This window comes from Streptomyces sp. NPDC031670 (assembly GCF_055580545.1).
On the sequence record NZ_JBVILC010000003.1, the window covers coordinates 189,065 to 205,074 of the forward strand.

Below are 16,010 nucleotides of genomic sequence, written 5' to 3' on the forward strand. Positions count from 1 at the left end.
TTGCCGCCAGGCCCACTGCCGGGGGCACCCACTGCCGGGGGCCTATCGGGACCTCGGCAGGGGGTGCGGTCGGCGTCGGGCCGGAGCGTTCAGCCCCACGGGTAAACAGGCCGCGGGATTTTGCACGGCTGGGCCGCGGCCAGGGCTTCGCGGATCGGCTGGCAGGCTCTGATGTACGCCGTCCGATACGCGTCATCGACGTAGTCGAGCACGGTCCCGGCGGAGAGACGCAGGCCGGGCCCGTTGCTGGCGAGCCAGGGAAGACGGGTGAGCACGGGGGTGCCCAGCCGGTCGAGCTCAGCGTCGACTTGCTCGACGAAGGCGGACGACAGGGTGCCATCGCAGACCTCGAAGTGCTTGAGGACCAGACCCGTGACCGGGACACGGTTGAAAGGAATGCCGGAAAGATGGCCGTGTCGCCACGCGATGGCGGATCCCGCCGCGCTGACGGGAATCTGCCGGGGCTCGGCGACTCCGTCACGGGCCTGCGTGGTGACGACGTACTCGTCGTAGGCGCGGGCGGAGACCACCACGACGTAGCTGTCCGCGGACTCTTCGATGTGGGTCCCCAGCCCGTAGGTGTCGTCGCAGCCCACGAACAGGATCCAGTCGAATTGTCGGCGGGCTTCGTCCAGCAGGGCGGCCGTCGCCTTGCGGCCCCCGTAGCTGGTCTGACCGGACAGTGACCCGTTGCCGGGAAGCAGCCGGAGTGGCCGGTGCTGGGCGAAGGGCGCCGCTTCGGGATCGGGCATGGATGACGGCGTGGCCGTGGCAACGCCCTGAACCTGACGCCGCTGAGCAGGAGCAGAGGCCCAAGAATTCTGCACTACGAGCACCGCGTATCCCTCAAGAGCCCAGGCAGCGGCGATCTGTGTGGCTGTGTGGTGCAGTTCCCCTGAGTCCATGCCGAAGCGGGGCGCGAGCAACTGCACACAGTGTCCCCGTGCCGGTCCGCCTGCCGGAGGGGCGGGTGACGCCGAAGGCCGAGAGCCGGCCTCGATGTCCGATGAGCGCGCGGCTGCGTGGGTGAGGAAGGGACGCTCGCCCAGCGCGGTGAGGTGGCGTGCCGAGCGCGATACCAAAGGCGCGGCAACCGCCGCCGAGATGGACCCGACTCGCAGGACGCTCCGCCCATCCGCCGCCGTGAAGGTCATGATGCACCCGCGGGCGTCACACGCGTGACAGGCCAGGTCACTGACCAGCCCTGGGCCGGCGATGGGGTCCGCGAGCAACTCGATCAACCGCGCGTCGTGTGGCGAGCAGTCGGGATGGACTTCCCGCGTGAGGTGCCAGCACAGGCTGTGTTCACCTTCCTCGACCGTGATCCTCACCGCGAGGTGGCCGGCCAGGCGGTCAAAGAGGCGGACGCGGCGCAGGAGGGCGCTGGGAATTCCGGCGGTACCGGCGTGAAGCTGAGTGAGGGTCGGCGGCTTGGGCTTACGTCGCCGACCAGCGGGTGGGAAGGGTAGAGGCGGCAGAGTAGAGGGATCGATCGTCCACAGCGGGACGCGCCCGTCACCGGTCACGTCCGCTGCGTGTTCGGAGAGCACGTCACCCAGGTCGTGGCCGTCCAGGGAACTGAGCGCGACGAAGCCGGCGTCGGGGTTACGGGCGAAGGAGATCTCGATGTTGCCGACGGCGGCACGGGCCAGCAGTTCCGGGACGCCCTGTACCGCGCGGCGATCACGCTGACGGTGGGGGAGCAGAGCCAGCGCGGGGCGGACGAGGCCGGCGTGCTCTAGACGGATCTCCAGGCGGCTGGTCGCGGGGACGACCTCGGAGATGCCGAGCGGGTATCGCGTCGCGGTGCCGGGGGCGCCCAGTCGGCTCAACAGCAGGGATTCGAGCAGCTGCTGTGTCCCGGTCGCGATCGGGATGAGCGAGGCCCAGTCGGACAGCTGCTTCACTCGCTGGCGTGCCGCGCGAAGAGATTCACCGGTGAGTTCCTGGCGGGCGAACGAGACGTACTGATCAATGGACATCATGACCTCCGTGTTCGTGTGCCCCGACCCGGCACGGACAGAAGGTGATAAAGCTAGCCAGTGAAGATGAGTCTGCGTCAGCGTGGAGGGAGTTGTCCGGCGGTACGTAGGGTCGGTTCAGCAGTACCCGGAGCTGGCCGCTGCCTGGGGCCAGGTGAGCAAATTTGAACGCATGCAGCAGCTCGATGTCAAACACCGTCGACCTCTTTGGCACCCCGCCACTCTGAAGACGGACACGGAACCGCGCCGAGGTTACCTGTCGCCCACTTCACGGTGGACTCACGAAGGCAGCGTTCCGATGAGCGGGAACGGCCATCTCCGGTGCCAGCGATGCGCAGCCCTCTGCCTATGCCTCGACGCTCTGGCCCGGGTTGGACCGGGCGCCGGGCGGCGCGAACCGGATCGACCGCACTACAACGCTGAACGCGTCCCAGAGATCGCCGGCGCCTGCCTACGTGGGCTGGCTCCGGTGGACCGTAAAAGTGGCTGAACGCGCCGAGTACGCCCGGCCATACCTCCCAGGACGGGCTGCAGAGCGTGGCAGTGGACCACCAATGATGCGGAATATCGACGGTTTGGGCAACCGGCGACCTGCCGTTATAATCCGCGCCTTTCGGCCGGTGATTGTCAAGTCGTCTCCGAAGGATCGGCCAGGTATCGGTTGTCAGCGCGCGACGTGGCCGCGCTGTCGTGCCCCGTCGGGCGAGTAGAACTTCTCAAGTGCGGGCCCTGGCAATTCCAGATTTTCTCCGTGTGGGCCCAGCGGCGTTCCCTCGAACGAGTGGAGCTGGGTCGAGGATGGCTACCTATTTTTCACACGCCCTGATCATCTCTGGCCGGGTGGGATCGCACAACGCGTTATCTGTGCCCGCTGTTGACTGCATTCTTGCTTGAGGTGGGCACTAGCGGCACGTAACAGGGGCGGAATCAGGAGTTCCTGGTTCCGTTTTCACCATTTGCAGCTCGTACGGTTCTCTGAGCGGTGTGACTAGCGTGCGATCGGCACGGAACAGGGCCCCGAGTTGGCTGGCGCTCGCATCGGGGCCCTGTTCCTCGTGCCCAACCAATCGACTGCACCAGGAGGTACGAGAGTTGATTCAGCACGTTCGGCGGGGGCTGTCCCGCCTTCTGCAGACGGTGCCCGCAGTGAGCATTCCGCTGCCGGTCCTCATCCAAACAGGTGTTGCCAGCGTCTTCCTGCTCAACTTCCGATTCGGCTCGGCGCTGACCGTTGCGATTATGGCGGTCGCGGCCATCTGGCCCGGCGCTCTGGCACCGGAAGTCCAGATGATGATGACGGCGACCGCGTGGTCGGACCGAAGCGCCGTCTCATTCGTGCGGATTCGCTACACCCACTGACACACCGGCTGGGCCCGTACAACAGAGGACAGGGCCAGGACGGTTGCTGTCTGCTCAGGACGCCGTGAGGGAGCTCGGCTGAGCCGCACTCTGTCGTTCCAGCATCTACTGCGGCCCCGCGCCGCGCTCGACACTGTCGTCGTGCGCGGCCGGAGCCGTTGCTCTTTGAACCTGTGGGGTGGACACCATGCCCAAGCGCCATGACCTTCGCAGGTCGCGCGCCTATTCCAAGCCGCCCGTCAATCACGTTGAACTCGGCCGTCCGCCGGCACGGCCCACCAGCGATCCGCTGGCATACGTGGTCTTCTGCAACGATCACTGGCCCGTCTACTGGCGCTTCAGCAGCATCGTCGCCGGGTCGGCGCACCACGGCGGAGAACTGGCCCGCGCTGCTTTGTCAAAAGTCGCCGCCCGATGGCCGGCCGTGCTGGGAAGCGCCTCGCCGTCAGCGGCTGCCTGGGACCTGCTCTCCCAGGAATGCGCGTCGCGAAGGACGGACTCAGCCGACCGGCTGCACCACATGCTCGACCGAATCGAAGCAGACGCACTCGTCCTGCGCCATAAACTGGGCCTGACCCCCCGGCAGGCCAGTCACGCGATGGGGCTGGAGGAAGCCCAGTTCGGGCTGCTGCACAGTCGGGCTTTGCGCAATCTCAGCGACTGAATATGGAACTGTCAATGCCACCCGGTGTGCGCCGGCGCACGACAGGCCAGGCGCATGGCTTGTTTGGCTCGAGGGTGCATCCCTCGATGGTGGACGGCGCTGGCATACCCGCGACCAACTCTTCTAGCATGGACGTCTGTTGCCGACGGCGCGTGCTGCTGCGGGAGAGTGCGGCCGTCGCGAGCCTGGGGAGCACCTCATCGTTGATACCAGCAAGCCCAGCGTCGCCAGAATGTACGACTGCCTTCTAGGTGGCACAGACAACTACGCCGTAGACCGGGCCGCGTGTGAGGAGCTGCTTCGCCTCGCACCCAGCGCCCGCGAGTTGGCGCTCGTGAACCGGGCGTTCCTTGTGCGAGCGGGCAGGTACCTCGCCCGCGAACACGGGGTGCGCCGCTTCCTGGATCACGGTTCAGGGTTGCCGACGCGGCCCAACTTGCACCAGGTCGCGCAAGAGGTCGACCCGGCCAGCGAGGTCGTCTACATCGACAATGATCCCATCGTTCTGGGCCACGGACGCATGATGCTAGCCGAAGACCCGGACACCACAGCCGTCCTCAACGCCGACATGCGCCACACCGAAGCCATCTTCAAAAGCGAGGAAGTTCGCCACCTGCTCCGAGACGGTCAGCCGGTCGCGGCCATGTTTGTGAGCGTGCTCCACTGCATTCCCGACGCGGACGACCCATGGGCGCTGGTTCGCAGGGTCGCCGGCCTGCTGCCGCCCGGAAGCTTCATGGTCATTTCCCAGCTGGCCAGCGACCAGCCTGAACTGCGCGACAAAGTGACGCAGTTCATGAAGGACATCACAGGCGACAACTGGGGCCGCGTGCGGTCGATCGAAGAAGTGGAGAGATTCTTCGTCGGCCTGGAGGTGCTGGAGACCCCAGGGCCGGTTGAGGTCTCACGCTGGCTACCAGACAGTGATCTCGCTCCGCGCCAGAACACCACCGAATGGATCGAGTACGGCGCCGTAGCCCGCATTGGGTGACTACTCGTCAAAATCGCGGGCGAGCCCGTCGATGCGCTCCTGCAGGCAAGCGAGAGTCTCTCGTTTGGACAGAGCCCTGGCCCACCAGTCGTCGATCGACGCCTGGTAGATCTCCACCTCGTTCGGTTCGGCCAAGAAGGTCCCGCCGCGGTTCATGTCCTCCAAGTAGATCGTCCGGCCGGTGGCGCTATCATGCGGTTTGAACAGCGTCATCGCCGGATGGACGGGTTCGTCGTCCAGGGTGGCGGACTCCGGCAGGATGCGGATGTGCACGTTGGGCTTGTTCTCGGCGAAGTTGTACAGATGCCGTAGCTGTTCGCGCATCACGATCTTGCCGCCCCTGAGCTTCTTCACCACCTGTTCCGCGATCAGGGCTTCGAACATGGGGGCGTCGGGCTGATCGAGCAGGTGCTGGCGGTGGAGACGCATCTCCAGCCGCCGCTCAACGTTCGCCAGCTCCTTCTCCCTCTCTTTCGGGTTGGGGTAGGAGCCGTAGAAGCTCTTCATGACCGCACGCGAGTAGTTGGCGGTCTGCAGCATGCCGGGCACGAGGGTCTGATGGCAGGCCCTGATCATCTTGGAGTGTGTCTCCAGAGCGAACAGGCCGTTCATGATCTCGCCGGCGACGTCGGAGTAGTGCGTCCACCATTGCTGCCCGTGGGACTGCTTCATGAGCGCCTCTACTTCCTGAACGACGTCGGAAGGAGCGTCGTAGAAGTGGAGCAGTGCGTAGACGCGCTCCTCTTTGAGTTTGCCAGTGGCCTTCTCGCACCGCTGGAGCGTCGCGAGCGACCCAATCCCGGGAATCTTGTGGGCGACTGTCTGTTCCAGGGTCAGCTTGTTCTGGACACGCAGGTGCCGCAGCAGGACTCCGATGAGCTGTGCTGCGGCACGTGGTGTAGCAGGCGGCGCCTGCCCCTCCCGGCCTACCAGGGCAAGAACCCGAGTGGACATCTGAACTCCTTGCAATGAACGACGGTTTCCCGTCGCGCGCCAAGGAGAACAGTCTGCCCGCCTGAAGGGCAACCGTCCGCTGCTTCTTTTAGACAGGCATGTTACTGAACTCCCCGCGGCCCGCTCCGTGTACGAACGCGTCCATCTCGTCCTTCGTGAAGATCAACGCGGGACCGGTGGGGAACCGTGAGTTGCGTACCGCGAACTCGTTTTCACCCAGTCGTGCAACCTCGACGCAGTCGTTCTTTGCATCACTGGCTCGAGCCTTCTGCCACCGAGCAGCGCCGATCTGGTCGGCTGCCATCCCGTTCTCCCACTTCCCCATGTCCTGCCTGCCTCTCCGCCTGTGGTCAGCAACGACGCCCCACTGCTGGCCCCGCTCGCACTGAAAGGCCACTCATTTTCACATCGAGCCGAGATTTTTCACCAGCCGTGAGAACGATCAGGATTCTAGACCTTGGACCGGCTTCGATGATGTCCCTCGAAAGGGTGTTCTCACTCGAAGGAAAATAATTAGTAATATAGAAGGGCCGGCGGTGGTTGAGGGGGAGAGGGCTGCTACGAGATTGGCCGGAGATGCACCGTAGCGAATACGCCCCGTGAGGTGGCGCGCAGTGGGCGCGGATCGAGCCGTTGCTCCCGGACCGGACGCCGAAGCGGGGTGGCCGCTGGCGGGATCATCGTGAGGTGATCGACGCAATCGCCTTCAAGTTCCAGACGGGAACGCAGCGGGTCCATCTCCCGGAGAAGTACGGCAACTGGAGAGGCGTCTACAACCGGTTGCGGATGTGGGCCGTTGATGGCACCTGGGAGCGGGTGTTCACGGCGCTGATGGCCCAGGCCGACGCCGGTGAGGAGCTGGCCTGGGCCGTGTTGGTGGATGATGTCGAGCAGGGATTTGCCTCAGGTGGCCCAGTGCATGAGCACCCACCAGCTGAGCGGGTAAACAGGATCGCGATGTCAGCATGGTGGACGGGGCGCGCGATGCCGTTCAGCGCGCGGACTGCCGGCACTCCTCTCGCGGACTGCTGGCACTCCTACGGGCGTCGCTCTTTTGGTGTGCTTGCCCTGGAAGACCAATCTGTGGCTGCCCGGCGTCGCGGCGATGACATCGACGCCCCCGTCTGAGGTCCGCCGTGCCGCTGCTTGACCATGAGTCCATCGCGGGCTGCCAGGGCGGAGACCAGCTCGAACTGGCGGTGGGACATCTCGTGGATCTCCCGCAGGCCCGTGCTCGCCGGCGAAGCTGGTCCAGCAGATTCACGCAGAATCGGCCTGGGCGAGGAAGCTCAGTGATGAAACCGACGCGGCCTGCCCGCGCTGTTGCGCCTATACCTGGGACCGGTCGCCGCGTACCCCGCCCCGCAGCCCGGCGGATGCCGCCGACCGATCGAGCAGGGAGACACGATAGAGGACTTGCCTCTGGGGCGGGCACCCCCTCACACCAGCAGCCTGACCAACCCCCTGACGCCTTCTCTCAGCCTTCCCGAGATTCAACTGGGCCAGCTGCCCGGTCGCCTGAATCCCTGCGTGCCGAGAGCAGGAACAGGACCGCAGCGGCGGCGGTGAAGCCGAAGCCCACGTTCGTGCAGACCATGACTGTCTCGAATGAGGCGTCGGCGATCCGGGGGATGCCGTTGACAAGCATGAGGGCGTAGATGCACAGAATGCCGTAGGCGCGAAGCCGCACCCCGGCCTGTCGCTTGCGCATCCACGGCGGTGTCCACCCCGCCAGAATGGCCACCGGCACCGGCAGCATGAGCGCCGTGGACACTGCCAGCGCTATCCAGTGGTACAGCGGACTGCCGTTCATCCCGCCCCCTTCGTAGTCGATCACCAGACTACCGGGGGTTGGCGAGGGCCGTTCATGCCGAACCGAGCACTGGTCGTGAGCGCGCTCGTGACCGAGGCCCGTTAATACGCGCCCGGCCCATACCTAGGGGACCTGGAAGTCAGCGAGGGCACCGTCCAAATCAGTGTGGGGGACAGCAGCACTACGCTCCCACCGGTCCATAAGCCGATCCGGAACGGATTGGTCGGCATGGACTGGAGATCGTCATGGCGGTGAGCCAGACCTTCTGCGTTCACCGGGGACCACTGGCGAGCGGATCTCTGCGTCCGGCCTACTCGCCCACGAGCCCGGCGGAGACGCCGCCGACCGCCGGGCCGCGTGATCTCACATTTCAGGGTCCAGGGCTGCGAAGTTCTTGCCCCCACCGGATCAGGCGGCGTGTCATGAAGATAATGGCTGCCCAGGTGAGAGGGCCTCGGAATGCTGGATCAGCCGTTCGTAGTCGCGTGTATGCCGACCGGCGTTCATCAACCAGGCCCAGGGCCGTTCGACGGCTCAGCGCCGCGGCAGCAAAGCGAACCGGAAGAGTACTTCGGGCGGGCGACAGTCATGACGGTCTAGACCAAGCCAGGGCATGCCGACGGCACCGAAAGTAATCCCTAGCGGGTTGATCCGGTCCTCCGGAGGTGGAGCGCCGGACCACAGGGCCGGCCCTGTGCCGCTCGAGGGGCGACGCGCAGAATGCGTCGGCGTCGGCCAGCAGGGAGCGGCGCCGGCGGGGCCGCGCTTGACCCCCGGTGTACGGAACGCGAAGGGCCGATCGCCGCTTCTCGCGACGATCGGCCCGGCCACCCGTTCCGGGTGTGGCGTGTGGTTCAGCTGCCTGGCCCGGCCTTCTTTCTCCGGGTCCTGGCCGCCACCGCTCGCTTCTTCACCGCGGCGATGTATTCGTGCGGATCACCCTGGAAGAGGGGCGGTGCCTCGTATGTCCAGAGCGTGAAGTAGTTCCGGACGTGTCTTTGCAGTTCCTCGGGGAGCGGCAGCCCGTGGACCTTGACCGCCGTCTCGCTGTTGTGGCGGCCCCACGTGGAGTTGACCTCTCGCGCGATCACCTGCAGCGGTCGCGCCAGCGCGTCGAAGGCGGCCGCGAGGTCGTCGAGGAAGTCGGGCTCCACAGCACGCTGGAGGTCCAGGTCTGTCTCGCACACGTCGAGCCATTGGTCCTCGTCGACCAGGACGAGCGGGAAGACCGGCTCGGCCGGCGTCCCGAAGGGCTGCTCCAAGGTCACCACCTCCCCTGCCACGGCCGGTGGTTACCGATGTTCCCGTTGCCCCTGCGGTGGTAGTGGACGAACTTCCATCGCGACATGCCGGGAATCCGGTGGCTGTGGACACGGAAATTGTTGCTGTATTTGCCGGCGCGGTTCCACCAGAAGTTGCTTCCCCGGGCGGACGCGTTCTTGGTAAAGCTTACGCCGAAGCGCCGTGCGCCCTTCCAGGCGAAGTGGACGCCGGCTTTGCCCGCGCCGCGGGCGAAGCCGCCCCAGCCGAGGCCGCTGATGGCGCCGATCGTGGTGGACTTGGCGAAGCCGTTCCAGCTCCAGTGCCTGGTACCGGCGTGTCCCGCCGTGTAGCTGGCTGCGGCTGCAGCGGCGCCGACGGCGACTCCGCAGACCACCGAGGCACCGCAGGCGATCGCACCGGCGACGCCGCCCACGACGGCGGCTACCTTGAACGCTTTTCGCCAGCTCCAGCGCCCGTCGAGGTCATAGCAGGTCAGCGGATCGCCATTGCAGTAGTCATAGGCGTTGGCGTTACCGCCCGGCACCGGGTCGCTGCTCAGGAAGCGACCCGTTCGCGGGTCGTACAGCCGGACACCCATCAAGGTGAGGCCGGTCAGCGTCTCGCTGGAGCGCTGCTTGCCGCCGATCCAGCCATATCGCGTGGCGGACTGTCCGGCGCGCGGGTTGCCGAACTCGTCCGTGTCAAGCACGGTGGGCGCGACGGACGTGTCGAGCGGGAGCTGCAGGGTGACATCGCCGTGCAGGTTCTCCAGCTGCAGGACGGTGCCGCCGGTCTTGGTGGTGGTGGCGCCGAGGTTGCCGTCGAGGCCGTCGACGTTGCGGGTCAGCGAGCCCGCGCCGTCCTCGACGATCCAGCGCGGGTTGTCCGCGTCGGAGTCGTAGTGGTTGACCTTGGCGCCGGTCTGGGTCCAGCTGCCGGAGGCGTTCGACTCCGTGGTCCAGGAGCGGAACCGCATCGCGGAGTCCAGCGCCCAGGTGCGACGGCTGGTCCCGGCGGTCTGCTGCTGCACGAGGTCGGTGGTGTAGTAGCCCACCGTCGAACCGGGCAGTGCCGTGGTCCGTCCGAACGCGTCGTAGGTGTAGCCGGCGTTGACGAGCCGGTCGGCACTGTCGAAGGTGTTGTCGGCGGTCGTGCCCCCGGCGGTGGTGCAGTCGGCGTTCACGGCGGCGGTGGCCGTCGCCAGGCTCTTGCGGTTGCTGTTCTTGTCGTAGGTGTAGGAGCGGGTGGTGCAGACGGCGTCGGTGCTGGTGTCCTCGGTCCGGGTCAGCCGGCCCGCCTTGTCGTAGGTGAACGCCTGCGAGGCGGTGACGCCGGGCGTGCCGGTGTGGGTGGCCCACTGCTGGTGGACGGTGGCGGTGATGCTGTCGGAGACCAGGACGGTGCCGTCACTGTCCCGGGTGTAGGTCCGCGTGGTGGCGGTTCCGACCGGGTCCTGTTCCTCGCGCATGGTGTAACCGCCCGGCAGTTGCTGGCTGCTCAGATCGCCGTCGGCGTCGTAGCGGGCGGTGAAGGTGCCGGCGACCGAGTCGGTGACCTTGGTGGTCAGGCCGCGCGGGTCGATTGTGGTGTCGTAGGTGTAGGTGGTGGTGGACGGCACGCTGTCGGTGACCGTGGCGGGCCGGTCGAGCGCGTCGTACTGGGTGGTGGTGGTCCCTCCGTCGGCGTCGGTGTAGGAGATCAGGCGGCCGAGCTTGTCGTACGCCTTGGTGATTGTGCCGCCAGTGGTGGAGGTCTGCTTGGTCCCCTGTCCAGTGGCGGCGTCGTAGGTGAGGGTGACGGCCGGCACGGCGGCGCCGGTGCCTCCGGTGACCGTGGTGGTCGTGGCCCGCCCGGCATTGTCGTAGGCGGTGGTGGTGGTGCGGGAGACGCCGTTGGCGGTCTCCGTCACCTTGGTGGGCTGGCCGAACAAGCCGTATTCCGTGGTCTTGGTGACCAGTTCCGAGGGGTTGGCGCCGCCGCCGGTGACGGTGCCGCCCGGCGCGGTACGGCAGATGGTGTCCGCCCACTCGGGCCGGCCGCCGCAGACACCGGTGCCGTCGGCGGTGTAATAGGTGGTGATAGTGGTGCCCGCGTCATCGCCCGTGGAGGCGGGCAGCGACACCTTGGTGACGCGTCCCATCTCGTCGTAGGACGTGGACTTGGTGATGGCCAGGCCGTCTGGGTCCTGCACGGTGGTGACCGCGAGGCCCTTCACCCAGTCGTAGCCGGTGGTGGTCGTCCGGGGGTCGGCGAGCAGGTCCGGCCAGGAGCGAGGCTGTGCGCCGACGGTCTCCTTGGTTACGACGTCCTTCACGGTGGCGGTGCCGTCGGTGGGGCGGCCGCTGTCGTACTCCTTGACCGTGTGCCGGCGGGCGGTCAGCCGGCTGCCGGCCGCGGCGACGGTGCTCTGGCCGCTGGTGAGGGCGGAGGCCAGGGTGATCGGGCGCAGCGGTTCGTAGGTGTCGGTCTCGCGGGCGCCGGCCCGGTCGAATACGGAGACGGTGGACAGGAGCTGGGCGCGCTCACCGGAGGAGAGGGCGTTGATGCCGAGGTCCGTCAGCTGGGTCTTCTGCGCGGCCGTGGTGCCCAGCGCCAGTTCCCGGTTGGCTGCGGTCAGCGAGCGGATGACGTGGCCGAACTGGTCGTGTTCGGCGACCGTGATGTGATGGCCGGGGGTCGCCTCGTTGACCTCCTGCCCGGAGGCGTTGAGGTAGTGGATCCCGGCGCGGGTGTAGTCGCCGGAGCCGAGTGCGGCGCCGTCGTTGCCCGCCGGCGTCTGGTCAGCGGGGAAGAGGGCTGTGGCGTCGGTCGGCCGGTCGCTCTGGCCCCAGGAGGCGGTGGCGGCGGTACCGAGGTCTTCCGGGGCGTTGGAACCGGTCAACGGCACCCCGTAGACCAAGGTGGTGGCTGCCGTGCCGTCGACCTGGTCGGCGCTCCCTGCGGCGAGGGTGGGGTGGGAGACGCCGAGAAGCATCCCGTCGCCCGCGGCCGGGTTGGACCCGGCCTTGCCGTAGGTGAACGTCCACGGCAGCCTGCCCGGCTGGGTCAGGCTGGTGACGCGTCCCGCAGCGTCGTAGGTGTAGGCGGTCTTCAGGGCCGGGGAGATGCGCGGGTCCCAGGATTCGCGCAGCCGCCCCTGGTCGTCATAGGCGTAGGAGGCCACCGCGGTCGCGGTCGCGGAGGCTGCCCCGGGCGCTGTCGCCCACAGGCGCACCGTGGCGAGCTGGTCCTTCACGTCGCCGAACGCCGATGCGGTGGCGGTGGTGGCAGTCGCGTAGCCGAAGTCCAGGACGCGGCAGCCCTTGGTGGACGGGTCGCTCTCGCAGGCTGCCAGGGACACGGCGCTGGTGGAGCCGATGATCCGCTTGGGTCGCGCCAGGGTCTTGCCGTTCACCGTTACGGCCTCGGAGACCACCTTGGTGGTGGAGTTCGCCAGGCCGTTGGTGAGCGAGCTGGTCACGGTCCACGCGGTGGCTGTCGGTGAGACCTTGGCGAAGGTGGTGACGGTGCCGTCGGTGTCGGAGAGGGTGAAGTCGCCGGAGGTGAAGGACCCCTTGAGGGTCAGGTCCTCGGCGCCGGGTTCGGCGACCCAGCCGTTGTTGGCGGAGTTCGCGGTGAAGGTGACCTTGGCGCCGTCCTGGCCGAGGACATCGAGCGAGGTGGCGGAGGTCTTCTGGATGCCGGTGTAGTCGGACTCGGTCGCCTCGGCGCCGGTTCCGGAGAGCCATTCCTTGCCGAAGATCGCCGCCTGCCCCGCCTGGCCTGCACCTGCCTGCGGGGAGCGCGAGGAAGCGGTGCGCGTCAGCGTCATGCCGAAGTAGGAGGCGTCGGTTCCGGTGAGCGTGTAGTCACCGGTCAGCAGGTTGACCGTACCGGGTCCCACCTCCTCGGTGGCGGCCCCGTCGGCGTTGCGGTCGACGACCACGCTGATCGGGTCGGAGGACGCGCTGGCGCCGCCGGGGCCGGTGAAGTCGGCCCGCAGCTGGGCGGTGCCGTCAGGGCTGACCGTCCCGGCCGCGTTCCAGCTCAGGCCGGAGACCTTGCCGGACGCGAGGGTGACCGGCCAGGACCCCAGTGCCTGACCGCCGCTGGAGACGTCGCCAACGGGCACGGCGGCCCAGGAGTCCGCGTCACCGCGCCGCCAGGAGAAGGTGACCTTGTCGAACTTGGCACCGTCGGCCTCCGCGGACAGCGGAACGCGAGCCGCGGTGCGGGTTCCGTCATCGGGCAGCGTGACACCGCCGGGACCGACGTGGAAGGCATACGGAACGGCCTCGGACTTGTTCTCGGCCTTGTCCGTGGCGCGCACGCGCAGGGTGTTGGTGCCGGCCTTCGCCGGGGTGACGTTGAAGGTGACAGGAGCGGCCGAGCCACCGGTGGAGACCTTGGTCCAGGTGGTGCCGTCGAGGGACCACTCGACGCCGTTCTGGTCACCGGAAGGCGGCGTCACGGTGAAGTTGCCACTCTGTCCTGCGCCCTTGACCCATTGGCCGCTGGGGTAGTCGGTGGAGGAGACCGCCGACGGGGCGGACGGGGCACTGGTGTCCACGGTGAAGACAGCGTACGGCGACCAGGTGTTGTTGTAGCTGGTGCCGTCGTACGGCGAGGTGCGGAACTTGTACGTCTTGCCATTCACCAGCAGCCCGGCGGGCACGGTCACGGACGCGGCCTGCCCGGAGGGAACGTACGGCGAGACCAGCACATTTCCGACCTGCGCGCCGGTGGCGTTGTCGAAGATCTGGAAGGTGCCGTCGACCTTGTCGTTGTTGGGGTCGACGAAGGTGTCCCGCAGGATGGGAGTGGTGCTGTTGACGTACCAGGTGCCGGAGGAGTCCTTGTAGAACGGCGAACCGGCCTGCTGATCGGTACCGGTGTGGGGACGGTAGTTGTACGTGACGATCAGCTTCGGCGGGTTGCTCGCCGCGTTGGCGGAGTTGACGCGCTTCCACCCGGCGGTCGTCGTCTCGCTCGACGCGCGCAGTCCCATGTTGGAGGTGGCGTTCTTCGCCGAGGCCCAGGTCTGCGCCAGCGTGGTGACGTCGGCGTTGATCCAGCCGTCCGGCTGGGTCGAGCAGCCCGGGTTCCCGGTCGTCTCCGTCGACGTGGCGGACTTGCTGGTCCACGCGGGCTGAGAGGTCCAGCGGGATCCGGTCGTCGCCCTGCCGGTGTCCCACACCTCCCAGGGGTATGCCTTGCAGTCGGTGTTGCCTGCGTGGAAGTCCCACAGGCTGAGCTTCGCGCTGGAGACGAGTGCGTCCGAGAAGGGCGCGGTGTTCCAGGTGATGAAGGAGCGAGCGGTGCGGGCAGTGCCGTCCGCGTTGGTCGTTCCCGGGTTGCCGAAGTCCAGCTCGGTGTCGGTGGACTCGTCCACAGTGACGCCTTGTTGGACATAGGTGTCGAAGACACTGCTCAGCGAGGCAGTGGACGGATCCACCGTCACGGGATACGTGGTCTTGGCGTCGGCGAGGAAGGCGGGATCCGGGGTGAAGACCAGGTCGATGGAGCCCTTGCGCTCGACGGCCTTCATAGCCACGGGAGCACGGTGGAGATGCTCTCCGGAGACCGGATCGACAGCGGCGTCCCACATCACCGGCGCAGGCATGGTCGCCTGCTTCTTGCCCTTGGCGTCGCTGAACAGCAGGCTGCCGTCCTTGAGCTGCTCGGCCTTCAGCCCCTTGGCCTTCAGGGGCAGGGTGTATGTGTAACCGCCCGCGGCAGGTCGGCGACGCAGCGAAACGTACTGCTCGAAGCCCGTACGGGTCGCCTCGACCACCACGTCCGCACCGGGAAGAGCGTCGGCGTAGGTCGCGCGGGTGCCATCAAGCACCGGCTTGGGCAGGCCGCCCTTCCACTGCAAAGTGATCTGCTGGTCCCCCTCGCCGAGCGTGACCAGGTCACGCGCGGTTGCCTGTCCAGCCGCAGCGAGCGAGCGGGTCGCGGCACCACCGGGCGCGCCCAGGCGCAGCCCCTGCGGGTGCCCCTTCGGGGTGACGGATCCGTCGCTGTTGCGCACCAGGTCCAGGTCAACGGGCTTCCAGTCGCCCCCCTCCTTGAAACGGACCGGCCCGGCCGACACCTCGGTGGTCAGCGAACCGTTGGGGTTGACCCACGTAGTGGAGGTCTCTGTGCGCTCCGACAGGGCCTCGACCCGCTTGCGCGAAAGGCGCGCCGCGACCCGTGCCGAGGATATGTCCTCGGCTGAGGTGGCAGCGGGCTTCGCGGACGCGTCCTGCGCCCTAGGCTGCTGCCGCGCCACGGCCATCTCGCTGCCGGCCAGCGCCGACACCGCCATGGTGAACGCGAGCAGCGTGGCCGTCCGGCGCGTCCAGGGCCCGTCGAGCCGAGGCCGGACGCGATCCCGTCCGGCCAGTGAACGTCTCTTCATTTTCGTCCTTTTGGGGAAAGCTAGATCGTATTGACCTGCACTTGGCACCTTATTGACCTTGAAAAGCTGCCAAATCCGGGCAAGCACCCTTTAAGGTGCGATCGGGGTGGTCATACTTACGTGATCTTTACCTGGGCGGCGGCCCGTCGACGTTTCCAGCCATCCGGCTCGAAAGCGCAGTGCCGTGTTTGCGGGAGCCGATGGGGATGTTTGTTCCTGATGCCGGCATGATGTAGGCACGGTGCGGTGTAGTGGCCCGGGCTCAGTCGGCGGATGCTGGTGCAGCAGCGCAGTGGGGCGGGGCTTCAAGTCTCGCCAGCGCTGCTGGCGGCAAGCGCAGCAGGCTGCGGGTAGGCAAGGGGGCCTCAGCCGGGTGTCGCAGCGAGCCCTCCAGGTGAAGGGTGTAGCGCGTGCGCCTTCCATGGCGCTCGCGGCTGAGATAGTCGGCCTCATCGAGGGTGACGACGATGTGGACGGTGCGTTCGGTGACGTGACGCGCCGCGGCGATGTCACGCAGGCGAGCGCCGGGGTCCTATGCGACGGCCAGCAGCACACGGGCATGATTTGTCAGGAAGGTCCATCTACCGACCTGTTCCATG

General features: G+C 67.2%; 10 protein-coding genes and 2 pseudogenes. 4 read left to right on the plus strand and 8 right to left on the minus strand.

What is annotated here, in order from left to right:
* Positions 1 to 89 precede the first annotated feature (89 nt).
* Complete coding sequence (locus ACZ5ID_RS07965) at positions 90 to 1,982, minus strand: hypothetical protein (RefSeq protein WP_468894529.1); 1,893 nt, start codon at positions 1,980 to 1,982, stop codon at positions 90 to 92.
* A 1,146-nt stretch (positions 1,983 to 3,128) separates the two neighbouring features.
* Between ACZ5ID_RS07965 and ACZ5ID_RS07970 the strand changes: the two genes are divergently transcribed.
* The 3 genes from ACZ5ID_RS07970 (at position 3,129) to ACZ5ID_RS07980 (ending at position 4,996) form a co-directional block, all read left to right on the plus strand.
* Positions 3,129 to 3,341 (plus strand): hypothetical protein, encoded by a 213-nt coding sequence (locus tag ACZ5ID_RS07970; RefSeq protein WP_468894531.1) that lies wholly within the window; start codon positions 3,129 to 3,131, stop codon positions 3,339 to 3,341.
* Between the two features lie 187 nt (positions 3,342 to 3,528).
* Positions 3,529 to 4,005, plus strand: coding sequence for a hypothetical protein (locus ACZ5ID_RS07975; RefSeq protein ID WP_468894533.1), 477 nt, complete (start codon positions 3,529 to 3,531; stop codon positions 4,003 to 4,005).
* Positions 4,006 to 4,204: 199 nt separating this feature from the next.
* Positions 4,205 to 4,996: an SAM-dependent methyltransferase gene (locus tag ACZ5ID_RS07980; protein WP_468895072.1), complete on the plus strand. Its 792-nt coding sequence runs from the start codon at positions 4,205 to 4,207 to the stop codon at positions 4,994 to 4,996.
* Here ACZ5ID_RS07980 and ACZ5ID_RS07985 read toward each other — a convergent pair whose 3' ends face one another.
* Positions 4,997 to 5,950: a DUF5753 domain-containing protein gene (locus ACZ5ID_RS07985; protein ID WP_468894535.1), complete on the minus strand. Its 954-nt coding sequence runs from the start codon at positions 5,948 to 5,950 to the stop codon at positions 4,997 to 4,999.
* An 88-nt stretch (positions 5,951 to 6,038) separates the two neighbouring features.
* Positions 6,039 to 6,275, minus strand: coding sequence for a DUF397 domain-containing protein (locus tag ACZ5ID_RS07990; RefSeq protein ID WP_468894537.1), 237 nt, complete (start codon positions 6,273 to 6,275; stop codon positions 6,039 to 6,041).
* Between the two features lie 296 nt (positions 6,276 to 6,571).
* On the opposite strand from ACZ5ID_RS07990, the pseudogene ACZ5ID_RS07995 reads away from it, so the two are divergent.
* A pseudogene (locus ACZ5ID_RS07995) lies at positions 6,572 to 6,760 on the plus strand (transposase); the annotation flags it as partial.
* 150 nt (positions 6,761 to 6,910) lie between these two features.
* Here ACZ5ID_RS07995 and ACZ5ID_RS08000 read toward each other — a convergent pair.
* From ACZ5ID_RS08000 to ACZ5ID_RS08020, 5 genes and pseudogenes are all read right to left on the minus strand, one after another.
* Positions 6,911 to 7,210 carry a restriction endonuclease gene (locus ACZ5ID_RS08000; RefSeq protein ID WP_468895074.1) on the minus strand — a complete coding sequence of 100 codons (300 nt, stop codon included), beginning with the start codon at positions 7,208 to 7,210 and terminating at the stop codon, positions 6,911 to 6,913.
* A gap of 217 nt (positions 7,211 to 7,427) precedes the next feature.
* Entirely contained in the window at positions 7,428 to 7,787 is a 360-nt protein-coding gene (locus tag ACZ5ID_RS08005) for a hypothetical protein (protein WP_468894539.1), read from the minus strand.
* A 373-nt stretch (positions 7,788 to 8,160) separates the two neighbouring features.
* Positions 8,161 to 8,359, minus strand: a pseudogene (locus ACZ5ID_RS08010) (IS5-like element IS4811 family transposase); the annotation flags it as partial.
* Between the two features lie 258 nt (positions 8,360 to 8,617).
* Positions 8,618 to 9,025: a hypothetical protein gene (locus ACZ5ID_RS08015; protein ID WP_468894541.1), complete on the minus strand. Its 408-nt coding sequence runs from the start codon at positions 9,023 to 9,025 to the stop codon at positions 8,618 to 8,620.
* Between the two features lie 2 nt (positions 9,026 to 9,027).
* Positions 9,028 to 15,318: a DNRLRE domain-containing protein gene (locus tag ACZ5ID_RS08020; RefSeq protein WP_468895076.1), complete on the minus strand. Its 6,291-nt coding sequence runs from the start codon at positions 15,316 to 15,318 to the stop codon at positions 9,028 to 9,030.
* Positions 15,319 to 16,010: the final 692 nt, after the last annotated feature.

Bases quoted from the DNA above. Each gene is read 5' to 3' on its own strand.
- ACZ5ID_RS07965 (WP_468894529.1), bottom strand. From the start codon at position 1,982: ATGTCCATTGATCAGTACGTCTCGTTCGCCCGCCAGGAACTCACCGGT.
- ACZ5ID_RS07975 (WP_468894533.1), top strand. From the start codon at position 3,529: ATGCCCAAGCGCCATGACCTTCGCAGGTCGCGCGCCTATTCCAAGCCG.
- ACZ5ID_RS07985 (WP_468894535.1), bottom strand. From the start codon at position 5,950: ATGTCCACTCGGGTTCTTGCCCTGGTAGGCCGGGAGGGGCAGGCGCCG.
- ACZ5ID_RS07990 (WP_468894537.1), bottom strand. From the start codon at position 6,275: ATGGGGAAGTGGGAGAACGGGATGGCAGCCGACCAGATCGGCGCTGCT.
- ACZ5ID_RS08020 (WP_468895076.1), bottom strand. From the start codon at position 15,318: ATGGCGGTGTCGGCGCTGGCCGGCAGCGAGATGGCCGTGGCGCGGCAG.